The 15,891-nt window shown below is 69.2% G+C and carries 14 protein-coding genes and 1 riboswitch; of the genes, 6 read left to right on the top strand and 8 right to left on the bottom strand.

The window, feature by feature from the left end; translation table 11 throughout:
• Positions 1-219: 219 nt before the first annotated feature.
• Together ACKTSN_RS25565 and thrC are read right to left on the bottom strand one after the other, a co-directional pair.
• Positions 220-495: a MoaD/ThiS family protein gene (locus tag ACKTSN_RS25565; RefSeq protein ID WP_129798483.1), complete on the bottom strand. Its 276-nt coding sequence runs from the start codon at positions 493-495 to the stop codon at positions 220-222.
• A gap of 44 nt (positions 496-539) precedes the next feature.
• Complete coding sequence (gene thrC, locus ACKTSN_RS25560; RefSeq protein ID WP_409471243.1) at positions 540-1,823, bottom strand: threonine synthase; 1,284 nt, start codon at positions 1,821-1,823, stop codon at positions 540-542.
• Positions 1,824-1,841: 18 nt separating this feature from the next.
• A riboswitch (SAM riboswitch) is annotated at positions 1,842-1,989 on the bottom strand.
• Between the two features lie 155 nt (positions 1,990-2,144).
• Between thrC and ACKTSN_RS25555 the strand changes: the two genes are divergently transcribed.
• The gene (locus tag ACKTSN_RS25555; protein WP_224736158.1) at positions 2,145-3,089 is read left to right on the top strand and encodes a glucosyl-3-phosphoglycerate synthase; all 945 of its coding nucleotides are present in this window, start codon (positions 2,145-2,147) and stop codon (positions 3,087-3,089) included.
• Between the two features lie 83 nt (positions 3,090-3,172).
• Complete coding sequence (locus ACKTSN_RS25550; protein WP_409471242.1) at positions 3,173-4,561, top strand: alpha,alpha-trehalose-phosphate synthase (UDP-forming); 1,389 nt, start codon at positions 3,173-3,175, stop codon at positions 4,559-4,561.
• A gap of 118 nt (positions 4,562-4,679) precedes the next feature.
• Here ACKTSN_RS25550 and otsB read toward each other — a convergent pair whose 3' ends face one another.
• The 3 genes from otsB to ACKTSN_RS25535 all read right to left on the bottom strand — a co-directional run bounded on the left by otsB (position 4,680) and on the right by ACKTSN_RS25535 (position 7,215).
• Positions 4,680-5,537 (bottom strand): trehalose-phosphatase, encoded by an 858-nt coding sequence (otsB, locus tag ACKTSN_RS25545; RefSeq protein WP_409471241.1) that lies wholly within the window; start codon positions 5,535-5,537, stop codon positions 4,680-4,682.
• Between the two features lie 157 nt (positions 5,538-5,694).
• The gene (locus ACKTSN_RS25540; RefSeq protein WP_409471240.1) at positions 5,695-5,928 is read right to left on the bottom strand and encodes a DUF3263 domain-containing protein; all 234 of its coding nucleotides are present in this window, start codon (positions 5,926-5,928) and stop codon (positions 5,695-5,697) included.
• Between the two features lie 36 nt (positions 5,929-5,964).
• Positions 5,965-7,215: an extracellular solute-binding protein gene (locus tag ACKTSN_RS25535; protein WP_409471239.1), complete on the bottom strand. Its 1,251-nt coding sequence runs from the start codon at positions 7,213-7,215 to the stop codon at positions 5,965-5,967.
• 136 nt (positions 7,216-7,351) lie between these two features.
• Here ACKTSN_RS25535 and ACKTSN_RS25530 point away from each other — a divergent pair, with 136 nt between their 5' ends.
• The 4 genes from ACKTSN_RS25530 to ACKTSN_RS25515 all read left to right on the top strand — a co-directional run bounded on the left by ACKTSN_RS25530 (position 7,352) and on the right by ACKTSN_RS25515 (position 11,092).
• Positions 7,352-8,296 (top strand): ROK family protein, encoded by a 945-nt coding sequence (locus ACKTSN_RS25530; RefSeq protein WP_409471238.1) that lies wholly within the window; start codon positions 7,352-7,354, stop codon positions 8,294-8,296.
• Between the two features lie 62 nt (positions 8,297-8,358).
• Positions 8,359-9,507, top strand: a complete 1,149-nt coding sequence (gene nagA, locus ACKTSN_RS25525) for an N-acetylglucosamine-6-phosphate deacetylase (protein WP_409471237.1) — start codon at positions 8,359-8,361, stop codon at positions 9,505-9,507.
• 132 nt (positions 9,508-9,639) lie between these two features.
• Positions 9,640-10,575 carry a 1-phosphofructokinase family hexose kinase gene (locus ACKTSN_RS25520; RefSeq protein ID WP_409471236.1) on the top strand — a complete coding sequence of 312 codons (936 nt, stop codon included), beginning with the start codon at positions 9,640-9,642 and terminating at the stop codon, positions 10,573-10,575.
• A 97-nt stretch (positions 10,576-10,672) separates the two neighbouring features.
• Positions 10,673-11,092: a hypothetical protein gene (locus ACKTSN_RS25515; RefSeq protein WP_409471235.1), complete on the top strand. Its 420-nt coding sequence runs from the start codon at positions 10,673-10,675 to the stop codon at positions 11,090-11,092.
• A 132-nt stretch (positions 11,093-11,224) separates the two neighbouring features.
• Here the strand turns inward: ACKTSN_RS25515 and ACKTSN_RS25510 are convergent, their stop codons facing one another.
• The 3 genes from ACKTSN_RS25510 to cdgB form a co-directional block, all read right to left on the bottom strand.
• Positions 11,225-12,175, bottom strand: a complete 951-nt coding sequence (locus tag ACKTSN_RS25510) for a carbohydrate-binding protein (RefSeq protein WP_409471234.1) — start codon at positions 12,173-12,175, stop codon at positions 11,225-11,227.
• Positions 12,172-13,635 carry an RNA-guided endonuclease IscB gene (iscB, locus tag ACKTSN_RS25505; protein WP_409471233.1) on the bottom strand — a complete coding sequence of 488 codons (1,464 nt, stop codon included), beginning with the start codon at positions 13,633-13,635 and terminating at the stop codon, positions 12,172-12,174. The genes ACKTSN_RS25510 and iscB overlap by 4 nt, the downstream gene beginning before the upstream one ends.
• A gap of 460 nt (positions 13,636-14,095) precedes the next feature.
• Entirely contained in the window at positions 14,096-15,748 is a 1,653-nt protein-coding gene (gene cdgB, locus ACKTSN_RS25500) for a diguanylate cyclase CdgB (RefSeq protein WP_409471232.1), read from the bottom strand.
• Positions 15,749-15,891 lie beyond the last annotated feature (143 nt).

The raw sequence follows: 15,891 nt of genomic DNA, 5'->3' as shown, positions 1-15,891 counted from the left end.
CCATAAAGGGAACGAAAGACGCAAAAGAGCCACACATTTTGGCTGCTTCTTATCGCACGCGGAGCCGGAACTCATATGCGTCCGGCATGCGGGTCGCAGTGCTTTCCCCAACTGTACCGCGCTCAATCACACTGAATTGCCCCCTCCGCTTCTCTCACGGAGGGGGCAAATCGATGAACATTGCGTAACCGGCGTTACTCACGGTAACGCAGGAGCGGATCAGCCGCCCGCGACCGCCGGGATGATGGAGACGCCCGCACCGTCCGGGGTCGCCGTCTGAAGGCCCTGCTCGAAACGGACATCGTCGTCGTTGACGTACACGTTGACGAAGCGGCGCAGCTTGCCCTGGTCGTCCAGGACGCGGGCCGAGATGCCCGTGTGGTTCTTCTCCAGATCGGCGATGACCTCGGCGAGGGTCGCGCCCTCGGCGGCGACCTCTGCCTGACCGCCGGTGTAGGTGCGCAGGATGGTGGGGATGCGGACGGTGACGCTCATGAAATGACCTCCGGTCGGGTGAACGGGCCCAGGGGCGCGGGACTTCAGACGAGGCCGGCTTCCCGGAACGACTCCAGGTTGGGACGAATGGTCGCGGTCAGCCCGGTGCCGGCCACCGCGTCCAGCGTCTTGAGACCGTCGCCGGTGTTGAGGACGACGGTGGTGAGGGCCGGGTCGAGGAGACCGTTCTCGATCAGCTTGCGCGTCACACCCACGGTCACTCCACCGGCGGTCTCCGCGAAGATGCCCTCGGTCCGCGCCAGCAGCTTGATGGCGTCCACGATCTGCGCGTCCGTGACGTCCTCCACCGCACCGCCGGTGCGCCGGGCGATGTCCAGGACGTACGGCCCGTCCGCGGGGTTGCCGATGGCCAGCGACTTGGCGATGGTGTCGGGCTTCTGCGGCCGGACGACGTCGTGGCCCCCCTTGAAGGCCACCGACACCGGCGAGCAGCCCTCGGCCTGCGCGCCGAAGATCTTGTACGGCTTGTCCTCGACCAGCCCGAGCTTGATCAGCTCCTGGAGCCCCTTGTCGATCTTCGTGAGCTGGGAGCCGGAGGCGATCGGCACGACGATCTGGTCGGGCAGCTGCCAGCCGAGCTGCTCGCAGATCTCGTACGCCAGGGTCTTGGAGCCCTCCGCGTAGTACGGCCGCAGGTTGACGTTGACGAAGCCCCAGCCCTCGCCGGCGGGGTCGCCGATCAGCTCGGAGCAGAAGCGGTTCACGTCGTCGTAGTTGCCCTCGATGCCGACGAGTTCGCCGCCGTAGACCGCGGCCATGACGACCTTGCCCTGCTCGAGGTCGTGCGGGATGAACACACAGGAGCGGAAGCCGGCGCGGGCCGCCGCGGCGCCCACCGCACCGGCCAGGTTGCCGGTGGAGGAGCAGGACAGGGTGGTGAAGCCGAAGGCGCGGGCGGCCTCCAGGGCCTGGGCGACCACGCGGTCCTTGAAGGAGTGGGTCGGGTTGCCGGAGTCGTCCTTCACGTACAGCCCGCCGGTGACGCCGAGTTCGCGCGCGAGGTTGTCGGCCTTGACGAGCTTGGTCCAGCCCGGGTTCAGGTTCGGCTTGCCAGCCACGTCCGCGGGGACGGGCAGCAGGGGTGCGTAACGCCAGATGTTCGACGGTCCCGCCTCGATGCGCTTGCGGAGCTCCTCGGCGTCGTATGCGGAGAAGTCGTAGGCGATCTCGAGCGGGCCGAAACACTCCTCGCACGCGAAGACCGGGCCGAGCGGTACGCGGTGGCCGCACTCGCGACAGGACAGCGCGGCGGCGGGACCGAGATCGACGGTGGGGGTGCTGGTGCTTGCGACAGTCTGCACAGCCATGTGAGGCGAGGCCCTTTCTCCTCATCTTCCTCACGACGCATCTCGCCGTGAGACGGAATTGGCACCTTCCCTAGCCGGGAGCCTCACCACGTCTGCGTGACAAGAACCGGCTGGAGGGTTGCCGGGGCTTCATCGGGCCGTTTCCCTCTGCCCCTCTGGATGAGCTGTATGTGGTTGTAGACGCAAACAACCCCCGACATGCGATGGTCATCAGCGTTGTTCAAGACTGTAACCGAAGGCCAGGACAGTTGAGATAGTCGTCCGAACCGCGAGATGGATCACAACCCCCCTCGCCTGGAGAACGCAGAGGAGCCGCAAGCTGTGCTGGAAGAAGTCGAGCGCTGGCTGAGCACCCGCTCCTGGTCCCTGACCGATCGCCCGCTCCACAAGATCCTGGCCGCCAAACGCACGACGGGCCAGTCGGTCAGTGTCGTGCTGCCCGCACTCAACGAGGAGGAGACCGTCGGCGACATCGTCGCCGTGATCCGTCACGACCTCATGCAGCAGCTCCCGCTCGTCGACGAGATCGTCGTCGTCGACTCGGGGTCCACCGACCGCACCTCCGAGGTGGCCGCCGCCGCGGGCGCCCGGGTCGTCCACCGCGACGACATCCTGCCGCGCATACCGGCCGTCCCCGGCAAGGGCGAGGTCCTGTGGCGCTCCCTCCTCGTCACGAGCGGGGACATCGTCTGCTTCATCGACGCCGACCTGAAGGAGTTCTCCTCGGACTTCGTGTCGGGCATTGTCGGCCCGCTGCTCACCGACCCGGAGGTCGACCTCGTCAAGGGGATGTACGACCGTCCGCTCGGCGGTACGGCGGGGCAGGGCGGCCGGGTGACCGAGCTGATGGCCCGTCCGCTGCTGAACATGCACTGGCCGCAGCTGGCCGGTTTCGTCCAGCCGCTGGGCGGCGAGTACGCGGCCCGCCGCTCGCTGCTCGAACAGCTCCCGTTCCCTGTCGGCTACGGCGTGGAGCTCGGCATGCTGGTCGACTCCCTCCACCTGGCCGGCCTCGACGCGCTCGCGCAGGTCGACGTCGGGGTGCGCAAGCACCGCCACCAGGACGGGCAGGCGCTCGGCCGGATGGCGGCGGCGATCTACCGCACGGCCCAGCTGCGGCTGGCCCGCGGCCATCTGATCCGGCCCTCCCTCACCCAGTTCGAACGGGTGGAGGACGGATTCGAACCGCGTACGTTCTCCGTGGACACGGAGGAGCGTCCGCCGATGGTGGAGATCGCCGAGTACGCCGCCCGGAAAGTGGCGTGACCGTTTTATGGGCGTTGTATACGGCCCCGCCGGGCGGCCTTCCGTACGTTTGAGCGGATCCGGCTCGGGCTAGGTTGAGGCGTATGGCTTCAAAGTACGGTGCTGCGCAGGTACTGGTGGCCTCCAACCGTGGCCCGGTCTCGTACGAGGTGCGCGAGGACGGCTCGCTGGCCGCCAGACGCGGCGGCGGCGGGCTGGTCTCCGGGCTGTCGGCCATCGGGCCGGACGCCGGCGCGCTGTGGGTGTGCTCCGCCCTCGGCGACGGCGACCGGGAGGCCGTGCGGCGCGGGGTCGGCGAATCCGGTGTGCGGATGCTGGACATTCCGGCCGACGTGCACGCGGACGCGTACAACGGCATCGCCAACTCCGTGCTGTGGTTCGTCCACCACATGCTGTACCAGACGCCGCTGGAGCCGGTCTTCGACGCGGAGTTCCGGCGGCAGTGGGCCTCGTACGAGGCGTACAACCGCGCCTTCGCCGAGGCGCTGGCGCAGGAGGCGGCGCAGGGTGCCGCGGTGATGGTGCAGGACTACCACCTCAGCCTGGTCCCGGGGCTGCTGCGCGAGCTGCGCCCGGATGTGCGGATCGGCCACTTCTCGCACACGCCGTGGGCGCCGCCGGAGTACTTCCGGGTGCTTCCGGACGACATCGCCGGGCAGTTGCTGCGCGGGATGCTGGGCGCGGACCGGCTCGGCTTCCTCACCCATCGCTGGGCGGACGCGTTCACCGCGTGCTGCGAGGCGTTCGCCGGGGGCCTCGGGGACACGCGCGTCGGGGTGCACGGACTCGGTGCGGACGCGGACTTCCTGCGGAAGCGGTCGCACGAGGCCGATGTGAACGAGCGGATGGCGACGCTGCGGGCGGAGATCGGCGAGGGCCGCAAGGCGATCGTCCGGGTGGACCGGACCGAGCTGTCGAAGAACATCGTGCGGGGCCTGCTGGCGTACCGGCAGCTGCTCGACGACCACCCGGAGTGGCGTGAGCGGGTGGTGCACGTCGCGTTCGCGTACCCGTCGCGGCAGGATCTCGCCGTGTACCAGGAGTACACGGCTCAGGTGCAGCGGCAGGCCGAGGAGATCAACGGGCGGTACGGGACGCCGGGCTGGACGCCGGTGGTGCTGCACGTCAAGGACGACTTCGCACGGTCGCTGGCGGCGTACCGGCTGGCGGACGTGGCGCTGGTCAACCCCATCCGGGACGGGATGAACCTCGTCGCCAAGGAGGTGCCGGTCGTCTCCGACGAGGGGTGCGTGCTGGTGCTGTCGCGAGAGGCGGGGGCGTATGAGGAGCTGGGGGAGGATGCGATCGGGGTGAACCCGTACGACGTGGTCGGGACGGCCGAGGCGTTGTACGAGGCGCTGAGCATGTCGGTCGGCGAGCGGGCCGAGCGGACGAAGAGGTTGGCGGCGGCGGCGACTTCGCTTCCGCCCGGTCGGTGGTTTCTGGACCAGCTGAGTGAACTGAACGCCTGATCAGACGGTGCCCGGCGTTGGTGGCTGTGCCCACCCTCCCCCACTCTCGGCTTCGCTCGAGCGGGGGACCCCCATCGCCCTGCGGAACGACTGCCCACAGCCAGGTCAGGCCAGGCCGTCAGCCGATGTGTGCCGCCAGGGCGGTCAGCAGGTCTACGACGCCCTCCGGGCCGGGCACCACCACGTCCGCCCGTTCCCTCAGCTCGGTGACCTCGTCGCTGCCGCTGCATACCAGCAGGCCTGGGGTGCCGTCGGAGCGGAGTGTGTCGATGGCGGCGTAGGCGGGGAGGTCGCCGAGGTCGTCGCCGGCGTAGAGGACGGAGGCGGCGGAGAGGTCGCGGACGTGTTCCAGGAGGGCGACGCCCTTGTCCATGCCGGGTGGGCGGAGTTCCAGAACCATGCGGCCGGGTTCGACGATCAGGCCGTGCCGGGTGGCGAGGTCGGAGAGGGGTTCGCGCAGGGCCTCGAACGCGGCCTGGGGGTCGGCGGCGCGGCGGGTGTGGACGGCGACCGCGTGGCCCTTGTCCTCCACCCAGGTGCCCTGCCCGGCGCCCACCCGTTCGAGCAGCCCCGGCAGTTCCTCGCGGACGGCGGCGACACCGGGGTGCGGGGCGGGGGCGCTGACCTCGCCGCTCACGGCGTCCCAGCGTTCGGCGCCGTAGTGGCCGAGGACGACGAGGTGCTCGAGGCCGGGTACGCCCGCGAAGCCGCCGTATCGCACGGCCACGTCCGCCGGGCGGCCGGTGATCACGGCGACGGAGGCGACCTTCGGGGCGAGGGCGGCGAGCGCGGGCACCGCGTCGGGGTGGGCCCGCGCCTGCTCGGGGTCGGGCACGATCGGGGCGAGCGTCCCGTCGAAGTCGAGGGCGATCACCGCCTTGCCGGGCCGGGCGAGAATCGCGTCGAGCCCGTCACACCCGGCAGGGGTCGAGGGCGTCGGGAGAGTCGTACGGGGTTCGGTCTCGTGGCTGCCCATAGGGCGACCATATCCGTGGGCGGGCTATTACACGCCGGTCGGCGAAATTGAGCCCGTCCGGCGATTGAGGACGAGGCCGTTCAGGCCGAAGCGGGGGCCTGGGGGCGGCAGCCCCCAGCGGGGGCCCACACCACGCCGGGTGACCAGAAAACGCCGGTCACCGCCCCGCCCGCCACCGCTCCCGCAGCCTGCGAAGGCGATTCACCGTCACCGGATCGTGCGCCAACGCCCGCGGATCGTCGAGCAGGGCGTTGAGCAGCTGGTAGTAGCGCACCGGGGCCAGGCTCAGCTCCTCCCGTATCGCCCGCTCCTTCGCACCGGGCCCGGCAAACCCCCGGCGTTCCAGCGCGAGGATGTCCTGTTCCCACCGTCCGAGCCGCTCCTGCTCCATGCCCGAAACCGTAACCCCCGGCACCGACAGCGCGACCTATCCCGCTGCCGAGCTCTCCGCCGTGGTCGCCGTCGACTGCAGCTGACCGAGGATCGCCGACGGGCTGCCACCGGGCTCCACGGTGGAGCCGATCCGCTTCTTGACCTCCGCGCTGACCGCCGCCCAGGACGTCTTGCCGACGGGGTAGAACTCGGCGAGCGGCAGTTCGTCCAGGAACGGCTTGAGGTCCTGGTCCTCGGACGCGCCGCTCATGACCTCGGACGCGGCGTGGGTGACCGGCAGCAGGTCGTACTCGCGGGAGAAGGCGAGGACGTTCTCCTCGCTGTAGACGAAGTCGAGGAAGTCGCCGACCTGCTCCTTGTGGCCGTTCTGCTTGAACGCCAGCATCCAGTCGGCGACGCCCATCGTGGCCTTGCTCTCACCGTTCACGCCGGGCATCGGCACCATGCCGAACTTCACGCCCTTCTTCTCGGCCATCTTCATCAGGGACGGATGGCCGTTCAGCATGCCGACCTCGCCCCGGGCGAAGGCGGCGAACGCGTCGGCGCGGTTGAGCTTGCCGGGGGCGACCGGCCCGGTGAGGTCCTCGCCGACCAGCTCGTCGCGCAGCCAGGTGAAGGTCTCGACGTTCTCCGTGGAGTCGATGCCGTAGGTGCCGACGGTGTCGGTGTAGCCGCCGCCCCCGCTGAGCAGCCACTGCATGGTCTCGGCCTGCGCCTCCTCGGAGCCGAGCGGCAGGGCGTAGGGGTACTTCACGCCCTCGGCCTTCAGGGCCGCGGCGTCGGCGGCCAGTTCCGCCCATGTGGTGGGCGGGGTGAGGTCGGCCTCCTCGAAGAGGGTCTTGTTGTAGAAGAGCAGGCGCGTGGAGGCGGCGAACGGCAGGCCGTACTGCACCCCGTTGACCTGCCCCGCGCTGGCGAGCGCGGAGGAGAAACCGGCCTGGACCGGTATGGAGAGCAGGTCGTCGGCGGTGTAGAGCAGGTCGTCGGCCGCGTAGTCGGCGTACGCGCCGATCTGGGCCATGTCGGGCGCCTTCCCGGCCTCGATCATCTCCTTCACCTTGGCGTCGACGTCGTTCCAGGAGTAGACGCTGACCTCGACGTTCACATCCGGGTGGTCGGCCTCGTACTCCTCGACCAGCTTCGCCCAGTACTTCTTCGAGCTGTTGGCCGCGCTGTCGCCGTAGTCGGCGGCGGCCAGCCGCAGCGTCACGTCGTCCGTGTCTCCGCCGAGGCCGCAGCCGCCGAGGGCCGCCGTCATGCCCAGTGCGGACACCACCGCGATCATTCCTGTCCTGCGCCGCTGCACGTGCTCTTGCCCACCCTTGCCGAAATATACATCTGACTTTTTAAAACCGAGGTCAAGGTCTACACCACGTAAGTGGACTAGACCTCTTCCGGGTCCTCGGGCCACACTGTCCCCCGTGAGACACGTCATCGCCCTCGATGTGGGCGGCACCGGGATGAAGGCCGCCCTGGTCGGGGCGGGCGGCGCCCTGATCCACCAGGCGCGCCGACCGACCGGGCGGGAACGCGGGCCCGGCGCGGTCGTCGACGGCATCCTCGACTTCGCCGCCGAGCTCCGCGCGTACGGCGAACAGCACCTCGGCACGCCCGCGGCCGCCGCCGGCGTCGCCGTCCCCGGCATCGTCGACGAACAGCACGGCATCGCCGCCTACGCGGCCAACCTCGGCTGGCGTGACGTCCCCCTGCGCGAACTCCTCGCCGACCGGCTCGGCGGCATCCCGGTCGCCCTCGGCCACGATGTGCGCACCGGCGGGCTCGCCGAGGGCCGGATCGGTGCCGGGCAAGGCGCGGACCGGTTCCTGTTCGTGCCGCTGGGCACCGGCATCGCGGGTGCCATCGGCATCGACGGCCGGGTGGAGGCGGGTGCGCACGGCTTCGCGGGCGAGATCGGCCATGTCGTCGTACGGCCCGGCGGGACGCCCTGTCCGTGCGGGCAGCGCGGCTGCCTGGAGCGGTTCGCGTCGGCGGCGGCGGTCAGCGAGGCATGGGCGGCGGCGACCGGGGACGCGCAGGCGGACGCGGCCGACTGCGCCAAGGCCGTCGCGTCCGGCGACCAGAAGGCCGTACGGATCTGGCAGGACGCCGTGAACGCCCTCGCCGACGGCCTGGTCACCGCCCTCACCCTGCTGGACCCGCGCACGCTCATCATCGGTGGCGGGCTCGCCGAGGCAGGGGAAACCTTGTTCACACCGCTGCGGGACGCGGTGAAACAGCGCGTCACCTTCCAGAAACTGCCGACCATCGTCCCGGCGGCCCTGGGCGACACGGCCGGCTGCCTGGGCGCGGGACTTCTGGCCTGGGATCTCCTCGAGACAACCGACCGCAAGGAGGAAACGGCCTGATGGCAACCCCCTCAGGGGCGCGGGGAACTGCGCGACCAGCCACAACGCACCCGCAGCCCGCGATGCACAGAACACCGCTGGTCCTCTTCGGCGCCAACGTGGTCATGCCCACGGGAACCGTCAAAGACGGCCAAGTGATCGTCGACGGCACCCGCATCACCGGCACAGCCCCAGAAAACGCCCAGGTGATCGACCTGCGAGGCCACTGGCTAGTACCCGGCTTCGTAGACATCCACAACCACGGCGGCGGCGGAGCCTCCTTCACCTCCGGCACGGTCGACGAGGTCCTCAAGGGCATCCACACCCACCGGCTGCATGGCACGACCACCCTGGTCGCCTCCACGGTCACCGGCGACATGGACTTCCTCGCCCACCGGGCCGGCCTCCTGTCCGAACTCGCCGAGCAGGGCGACATCGCCGGCATCCACTTCGAGGGCCCGTTCATCTCCCCCTGCCGCAAGGGTGCGCACTCCGAGGAGCTGCTGCGCGACCCGGAGCCTTCCGAGGTCCGCAAGCTGATCGACGCGGCGCGCGGCAGGGCGAAGATGCTCACGCTCGCCACCGAACTGCCGGGCGGCATCGACTCCGTGCGGCTGCTCGCCGAGCACGGGGTGATCGCGGCGGTCGGCCACACGGACGCGACGTACGAGCAGACGGTCGAGGCGATCGGCGCGGGCGCGACGGTCGCCACGCACCTGTTCAACGCCATGCCCGCGCTCGGCCACCGCGCCCCCGGCCCGATCGCCGCCCTGCTGGAGGACGAGCGGGTGACCGTCGAGCTCATCAACGACGGCACGCACCTGCACCCGGCCGCCCTCCAGCTGGCGTTCCGTCACGCGGGCCCGGCGCGGGTCGCGTTCGTCACCGACGCGATGGACGCGGCCGGTTTCGGCGACGGCCGCTATCTGCTCGGCCCGCTGGAGGTGGAGGTCAGCGACGGCGTGGCGCGCCTGGTGGAGGGCGGCTCGATCGCCGGCTCCACGCTCACCCTGGACCGCGCCTTCAAGCGGGCGGTGACCATCGACCGGCTGCCGGTGGAGCACGCGGTGGCGGCCCTGTCGGCCAACCCGGCGCGGCTGCTGGGCCTGGACGACCGGATCGGCTCCCTCGAACCCGGCAAGGACGCCGACCTGGTGCTGCTGGACGCCGACTTCGAACTCAAGGGCGTGATGCGGCAGGGAGAATGGGTGGTTGAGCCCCAACTGCCCTGATACATCCGCCAGTAGAGAGCCGGCCGAAGAGACGGTGGCCGACCGGACGACTGTGCCGACCGCCGTCTCTTTGGCATGATCGACCCTCCGGAAAACGACAAGCGCACGAACCTTCGGGGGAGGTCGGCCCAGGTGATCCTCACGGTCACGCTGAACACCGCTCTCGACATCACCTATCGCGTACGGTCCCTGCGGCCGCACACCACCCACCGGGTCTCCGAGGTGACCGAACGCCCCGGCGGCAAGGGCGTCAACGTCGCCCGCGTTCTGGCTGCGCTCGGTTACGAGGTGACGGTCACCGGCTTCGTCGGCGGCAGCACCGGACGGATCGTGCAGGACGCCCTCACCGCCACGCCGGGTGTGGTCGACGCGCTCGTCCCGATCGGTGGCGTGACCCGGCGCACCATCGCCGTCGTGGACGAGCGGACCGGCGACACGACCCAGCTCAACGAGCCCGGCCCGGCCATCGCACCGGCCGAGTGGTCCGCGTTCCTGGAGGCCTACGAGGACCTGCTGGCGCCGGCGAGCGCGGTGGCCCTGTGCGGCAGCCTGCCGCCGGGTGTGCCGGTGGGCGCGTATGCGGGCCTGATACGCACCGCGCGTGCGGCGGGCGTGCCCGTGCTGCTGGACACCAGCGGCGAGCCGCTGCGCCGCGGGGTGGCCGCCCGCCCGGACGTCATCAAGCCCAACGCCGACGAACTGGCCGAACTCACCGGCTCCCACGAGCCGTTGCGCGCAACACAGGACGCGCGCAGGCGAGGCGCCCGCACGGTCGTCGCCTCCCTGGGCGCGGAAGGCCTGCTCGCGGTAACCCCCGAGGGCCGCTGGCACGCCACCCCGCCGAACCGCACCCACGGCAACCCGACCGGCGCGGGCGACTCAGCGGTCGCGGGCCTGCTGTCGGGGTTGGTGGAGCGGCTGCCATGGCCCGACCGGCTAGCGCGCGCTGCGGCGCTGAGCGCGGCCAGCGTGCTCACGCCAGTGGCGGGCGAGTTCGACGACGCAGTGTACAGGGAACTGCTGATGCGGTCTTCAGACACACGCGAAGGAACAGTGGCGCAAATTTAGCCAGCTAGCTGGCAGGCGCACTAAACCCTCTTGACCGATCGGCAGCGACAGCCAAGATTGACGCATCCCTGACAGTCGAATACATTTTCGAGGAAATATGAAGAAGCGCCTTATGGCGGCGACGAGTGTTGCAGCTTCCGCACTACTCCTGGGCCTTTTTTCTGCCACCCCCGCGTCGGCTGCAACGCTCCGTGGACAGTGCAGCACAACCGGCGCTTGGGGTGGCATAACCGTTAACAACTTCAACGGGGCCACCGACAGAATCGACTTCTCCATGACGATCTCAGACACAAGCGCCGATGGCCATCACGCCAGAATCCGCCTGAAGACGAAGAATCACGTCGGTACCGTGAAGAACTGGTCATGGCACGCAAACTACGGAGGCGAGGGCCATGACGAGAGAGTGGTGACCTACGCACATGATGACAGCGGCATCTTTTCTGTCGGCATCCAGGTAGCCAGGTTCGAGGGCAGCACGCTCCTCAACTCCTGCACCGAGTGGACTACCGCCAGCTGAGTTCTCATTACTCTCATCAGAGATAGATGACATCGTGGCTCCTGTCGTCACTTCTGGAATCTGCACTCCAGTAGTCGCCAGGAGCCTCGTTGGCTTTACATGGGCTTGTTCTACAACCTGACGGCTCCCCTCCTACTTCCACCCCCTCTTAAGCCAAAGCTGGTCGAAGTTGGCCTCGCAGGAGTTGCCCTGCTCACAGGAGATCTTAACGACGTTGGTGCCCTCATTAAGCTGAATGTTGGACCACGTTGAGGTCCAACCCTTCTCGTAGTCGCCCTCTGAAGCCTTCGCGAAGTTGGCCATGTTGAGCGGTCGGGTCTGGGCCGTGCCGTTGATCGTGAGGGTCGCGTTGGCGTCCTTGCCGGGCACGCCGTAGCCGACGTACAGCGTGTACTTGCCGGACTCGGGGATGCCGTTGACGGTCCAGGTGACCGAGGCGCCGACGGCGTTGAAGCCGGTCACGTAGACACCGCCGCCCGCCTTGGCGCCCTTGATGTCGGAGGCGGTGGTGGCGCCGCCCGCGAACTGCAGGGCCCTGGCGTCGATGGCGGGCAGCTCCTCCTCGCTGCCCGCGCTGCTCTCGCTCGAGGGGCTCGACTCCGCGCTCTGGGAGGCCGACGGCGTGGTGGTGGGCTGGTCGTCGCCCGCCGAGTTGTCGTCGTCACCGCCGAGCATCGCGACGCTGATGCCGATCACGACGGCGGCGACCACCGCGATCGCGCCGATCAGCAGACCCTTGGTGTTGGGGCCGCGGCCCCGGCCGCCACCGCCGCCCGGGGCGGACTGCGTCTGGACGGTGGGGGCGCCGCCGGGGAACGACTCCGGCGCGGCGTAGTGCGGGTTCGGCTGGCCGTACGCCCCCTGCTGCTGGGGCACGGCCTGGCCGTACTGCGCGGTGGGTGCGGTGGGCGCCGCCTGCTGGCCGTACTGCCGCTCGCCGACCGATCGCACGCGGTTGACGGAGCCGGGGTAGCCGTAGCCGCCGGACGGCGGCTGGGCGCCGTTGGCCTGACCGTCGGCGTAGAGGTAGCCGAACGGGTCGTCGTCCTCGGGCGTGCTCGCGCCGTTGTTGCCGGGCGTCATCGAACTCCTCCTATGTGGACACCGGCGGCTCCGGCCGGGGACTGGAAGCTCCGTTCCTCTGTGCGGACGGCATAACCGTAGCCATCCGCACGCTGGAGCAGACTCACGTGCTGATGGCCAATACCCTGCACGACACCTTGTCGCGTGCGGATGTTGAAACGTCCTGACGCTCGGACGGCAACTCGGCCCACATGGGTTCCTGCCTTCTTACCGGTCGGCACGACGGCACGCACTAGATCGCCCGTTTGAAAACCATGATGGCTCTTGGTCCGAGGCAGTACGAGACGTGGGAAGCCGTACTTGTCGGTGCGGGTGCGCGCGTAGCTGCCCCGCCCGGTAGCGGTTGCGACAAGCACATGCGACGGGTGGCGCACAATGCGGCAGCCGGGTCCGGTCTCGCCGACTGCCAAGGCATCAAGGGTGTGCGACTTAGCCAGTCCGCACAGAGCACGGTTGTACTTCGTCATCCCCCCGGACCAGCAGGAAACCGGGCGGCCAAGGTTCTGGAGCCGCTCGGCAAGCTGATTGCGGGTGGCGTTCATCACCGCCGCATCCCTCAGTGGAGTCTTGGCCTGCTGCTTTAGCTGTGCAGCAACTTCAGGCCTGCCCTTCAGGAACACCTCGACCGGCAGGGATGCCTTGGCCTGGTTGCAAGGCGCACAAGACAAGGTCAGGTTTGAAATACGGTTTGTCCCGCCGCTGGCCCTGGGTTGGATGTGCTCGACCTGCAGGGGAACACCGCTCCTACCGCAGTAGGCGCAACGCCGCCCCCACTTCTCCAGCAGGTAGTTGCGGAGCTCGTACCCGGCAAGGGTTCCTTGCTGGTACTCGCTCCCGATCAGCCCTCGTCCGGCCGACATCACATGAGTGTCGAAAGCGACTCTCTCGATGTGGACCTCCGTCAGCGGCGCCAATCGCGACAGACGCTCGACCTGTGCCCATGTCGTGTCAACCCTGTGCTGCAGCGATGGTGGCAGCCAACCGCTGCAGCGGCGCCGGTTGTCGAAGCGGGGAGCGCGGTAGCGGGTGTTGGCTCCTCGGCGTCTCCTTCGGTGACTCGCGCGCTGTTCCATACTTGCCCGGATGGCAGGGCCCCGGTGCAGCAGTTCCACCGCGTACAACCCGCGCCGAAGAACGGTGGCATCACGATGGGTAGCTGAAGTCCGAGTGATGTCGTCCGTTACCGCGATACCTGTTGCCTTCGACCCGGGATCGATCCGGACTGCGACGCCACTTACGTCCGAGTCTGCCAGTAGGCGGTCCTTGATGCGGATGGTGAAAGGTGTGTAGCGGGCGACGGCGGCCCGTCCCTTCCGCAGCAATTCGCGAGCCCGGGCGGGGTGGCAGGGCATCAAGGGGCGACCCTTGCGGTCCAGAACGAACACCCGGGGCGCGCCTGTGCCAGGTTTCGGTGGCGGCTCCCGCAGCCCCGGTATGTCCAGGGACTCGTCATCGTGCATCAGGTTGTCCTCGCGATGATGCTGTCGTCACCGACAGCGCGTTCTCTCGCACTCAGCGAAAGCGAGTGTTCTGTGACTCCCACTCGCGAAGGTGATCGCGTGCAGGTATCCCCTCGCCCATGTCCCGTACCGGTTCCCTTGCCCTAAGCAGGCAAGGCCCTGTACCCCGTTTCGTCTCTGCTCCCGGAGATGTCTGCAGGTACAGGTTCCAGAGCAGGCCGCTGAGGAAGCACGGGCTGGTGGGTCGACACACCTGCACGGAACGTAGCCATCAAGGTCACCTCCCTATTGACGATGGCTCGGGCTGGTCACTCAGAACCCGCCGTACAGATGTACGACGGGTTTCAGCCGTCTGACTGTGGAGCGAGTGACCCCTAGGTCTCCTCAATGCGGACGAGCCTACCTGCCGCGAGTGACAGCAGAGGCGGGTTCTGACCTTCTAGGGCCCCTGACCTGGGTCTTAGCCCGCCCGCCGATGCTGTTTGGGACGAGACCGTTTCTCGACGTACATCCGTTCGTCAGCGGATTTCAACACCTCGTCCGCCGTCATGCCGCAGTGCGCCCATCCGATACCGAAACTCGCCCCGACCCGGACGGCCCGCCCCTCGGCCCGGATCGGCTGGATGATCTCGTTCCGCAGCCGTACGGCGAGGTCCTGGGCGTCGGCCCGGCCGAGGCCGTCGGCGAGGATCACGAACTCGTCGCCGCCGAGCCGGGCGACCGTGTCGCCGTCGCGGACGCCGTTGCTGAGGCGGCGTGCGACCTCGATGAGCACCGCGTCGCCCGCGTTGTGCCCGAACCGGTCGTTGATCGACTTGAAGCCGTCGAGGTCGCAGAAGAGGACCGCGAGCCCCTTGGTGCCGTCGTCGTGTTCACCCTCGGGGGCGATGGTGTGGACGTGGTGGTCGTAGACGTCGTACGCGTCCCGGCGCGCCGGGAAGTCGAAGCCGGCGTCGTAGGCGGGGTGGCCGTAGGCCGCGTCCTGGGAGTCGTGGACGGCGGGCAGGCCGGACTGCGGGCGCTGGCAGAGGCGGGCGGAGAGGCGGGAGCGCAGCTCGGCGGAGTTCGGCAGGCCGGTGAGGGAGTCGTGGGAGGCGCGGTGGGCGAGCTGGAGCTCGCGGCGCTTGCGCTCCTCGATGTCCTCGACGTGGGTGAGCAGGAAGCGGGGGCCGTCGGCGGCGTCGGCGACCACGGAGTTGCGCAGGGACACCCAGACGTAAGTGCCGTCGCGGCGGCCCAGGCGCAGCTCGGCGCGGCCGCCCTCGGCCGAGGTGCGCAGCAGCGTGCCTATGTCCTCGGGGTGGACGAGGTCGGAGAAGGAGTAGCGGCGCATCGCGGAGGCGGGGCGGCCCAGCAGGCGGCACAGGGCGTCGTTGGTGCGCAGGATCCGGCCGTGCTGGTCGCCGCCCATCTCGGCGATGGCCATGCCGGAGGGGGCGTACTCGAAGGCCTGCCGGAAGCTCTCCTCGCTGGCCCGCAGTGCCTGCTGTTCGCGTTCCAGGCGGACCAGGGCGCGCTGCATATTCGCGCGTAGACGAGCGTTGCTGATGGCGATGGCGGCTTGGAAGGCGTACATCTGGAGCGCCTCGCGCCCCCATGCGCCGGGGCGGCGGCCGTTGCGCGGCCGGTCCACGGACAGGACGCCGATCAGTTCACCGGAGGACGGGCCGCCCTGGGCGCCCGGCGCGTACATCGGGGCGAACAGCCGGTCGGAGGGGTGCCACTCGTCCTCGAAGCGGGGGGCGGGGCCCTCGGTGTACCACTGCGGGACGTCGTCGTCGTCGAGGATCCAGCCCTCGGTGTGCGGGATGAAGATCAGGTCGCCCCAGGTCTCGCCCATGCTCAGCCGGCGCTCCCACGACTCACGGGAGCCGACCCGGCCGGTGATCAGGGCCTCGGCGGCGGGGTTGCCGGAGAAGGCGGCGACGACGAGATCGCCGTCCGGGCGGACGAGGTTGACGCAGGCCAGCTCGTAGCCCAGGGCGGTGACGACGCCGTCCGCGACGGTCTGCAGCGTGTCGGCCAGGCTGCGTGCGGTGTTCATGTCCGCCATGGCCTGGTGCAGCTGCCGCAGGGACGCAAGGCGGACATACGGCTCCGACTCGGTCTCCATGCTCGCCCTCCCCCCGAGACCTCGCAGCGAATCAAGGGTTCTCTTCGGCGTATCGTCCTTCAGCTTCCCGCCACTGAATCACAGCGCGCTGCCCACTCGGTACACAGGGTCAACAATTAATGCCCCTTGTGACTCAAGTCACA

Source organism: Streptomyces flavusporus (assembly GCF_046267975.1).
Taxonomy (GTDB): domain Bacteria; phylum Actinomycetota; class Actinomycetes; order Streptomycetales; family Streptomycetaceae; genus Streptomyces; species Streptomyces flavusporus.
The sequence above is the reverse complement of the archived record's forward strand: the minus strand, read 5'-3'. Positions and strand labels throughout refer to the sequence as shown.

Bases quoted from the DNA above. Each gene is read 5' to 3' on its own strand.
- ACKTSN_RS25550 (WP_409471242.1), top strand. From the start codon at position 3,173: ATGGCTTCAAAGTACGGTGCTGCGCAGGTACTGGTGGCCTCCAACCGT.
- thrC (WP_409471243.1), bottom strand. From the start codon at position 1,823: ATGGCTGTGCAGACTGTCGCAAGCACCAGCACCCCCACCGTCGATCTC.
- ACKTSN_RS25510 (WP_409471234.1), bottom strand. From the start codon at position 12,175: ATGACGCCCGGCAACAACGGCGCGAGCACGCCCGAGGACGACGACCCG.
- cdgB (WP_409471232.1), bottom strand. From the start codon at position 15,748: ATGGAGACCGAGTCGGAGCCGTATGTCCGCCTTGCGTCCCTGCGGCAG.
- nagA (WP_409471237.1), top strand. From the start codon at position 8,359: ATGCACAGAACACCGCTGGTCCTCTTCGGCGCCAACGTGGTCATGCCC.
- otsB (WP_409471241.1), bottom strand. From the start codon at position 5,537: ATGGGCAGCCACGAGACCGAACCCCGTACGACTCTCCCGACGCCCTCG.
- ACKTSN_RS25565 (WP_129798483.1), bottom strand. From the start codon at position 495: ATGAGCGTCACCGTCCGCATCCCCACCATCCTGCGCACCTACACCGGC.
- ACKTSN_RS25540 (WP_409471240.1), bottom strand. From the start codon at position 5,928: ATGGAGCAGGAGCGGCTCGGACGGTGGGAACAGGACATCCTCGCGCTG.
- ACKTSN_RS25535 (WP_409471239.1), bottom strand. From the start codon at position 7,215: ATGATCGCGGTGGTGTCCGCACTGGGCATGACGGCGGCCCTCGGCGGC.
- iscB (WP_409471233.1), bottom strand. From the start codon at position 13,635: ATGCACGATGACGAGTCCCTGGACATACCGGGGCTGCGGGAGCCGCCA.
- ACKTSN_RS25515 (WP_409471235.1), top strand. From the start codon at position 10,673: ATGAAGAAGCGCCTTATGGCGGCGACGAGTGTTGCAGCTTCCGCACTA.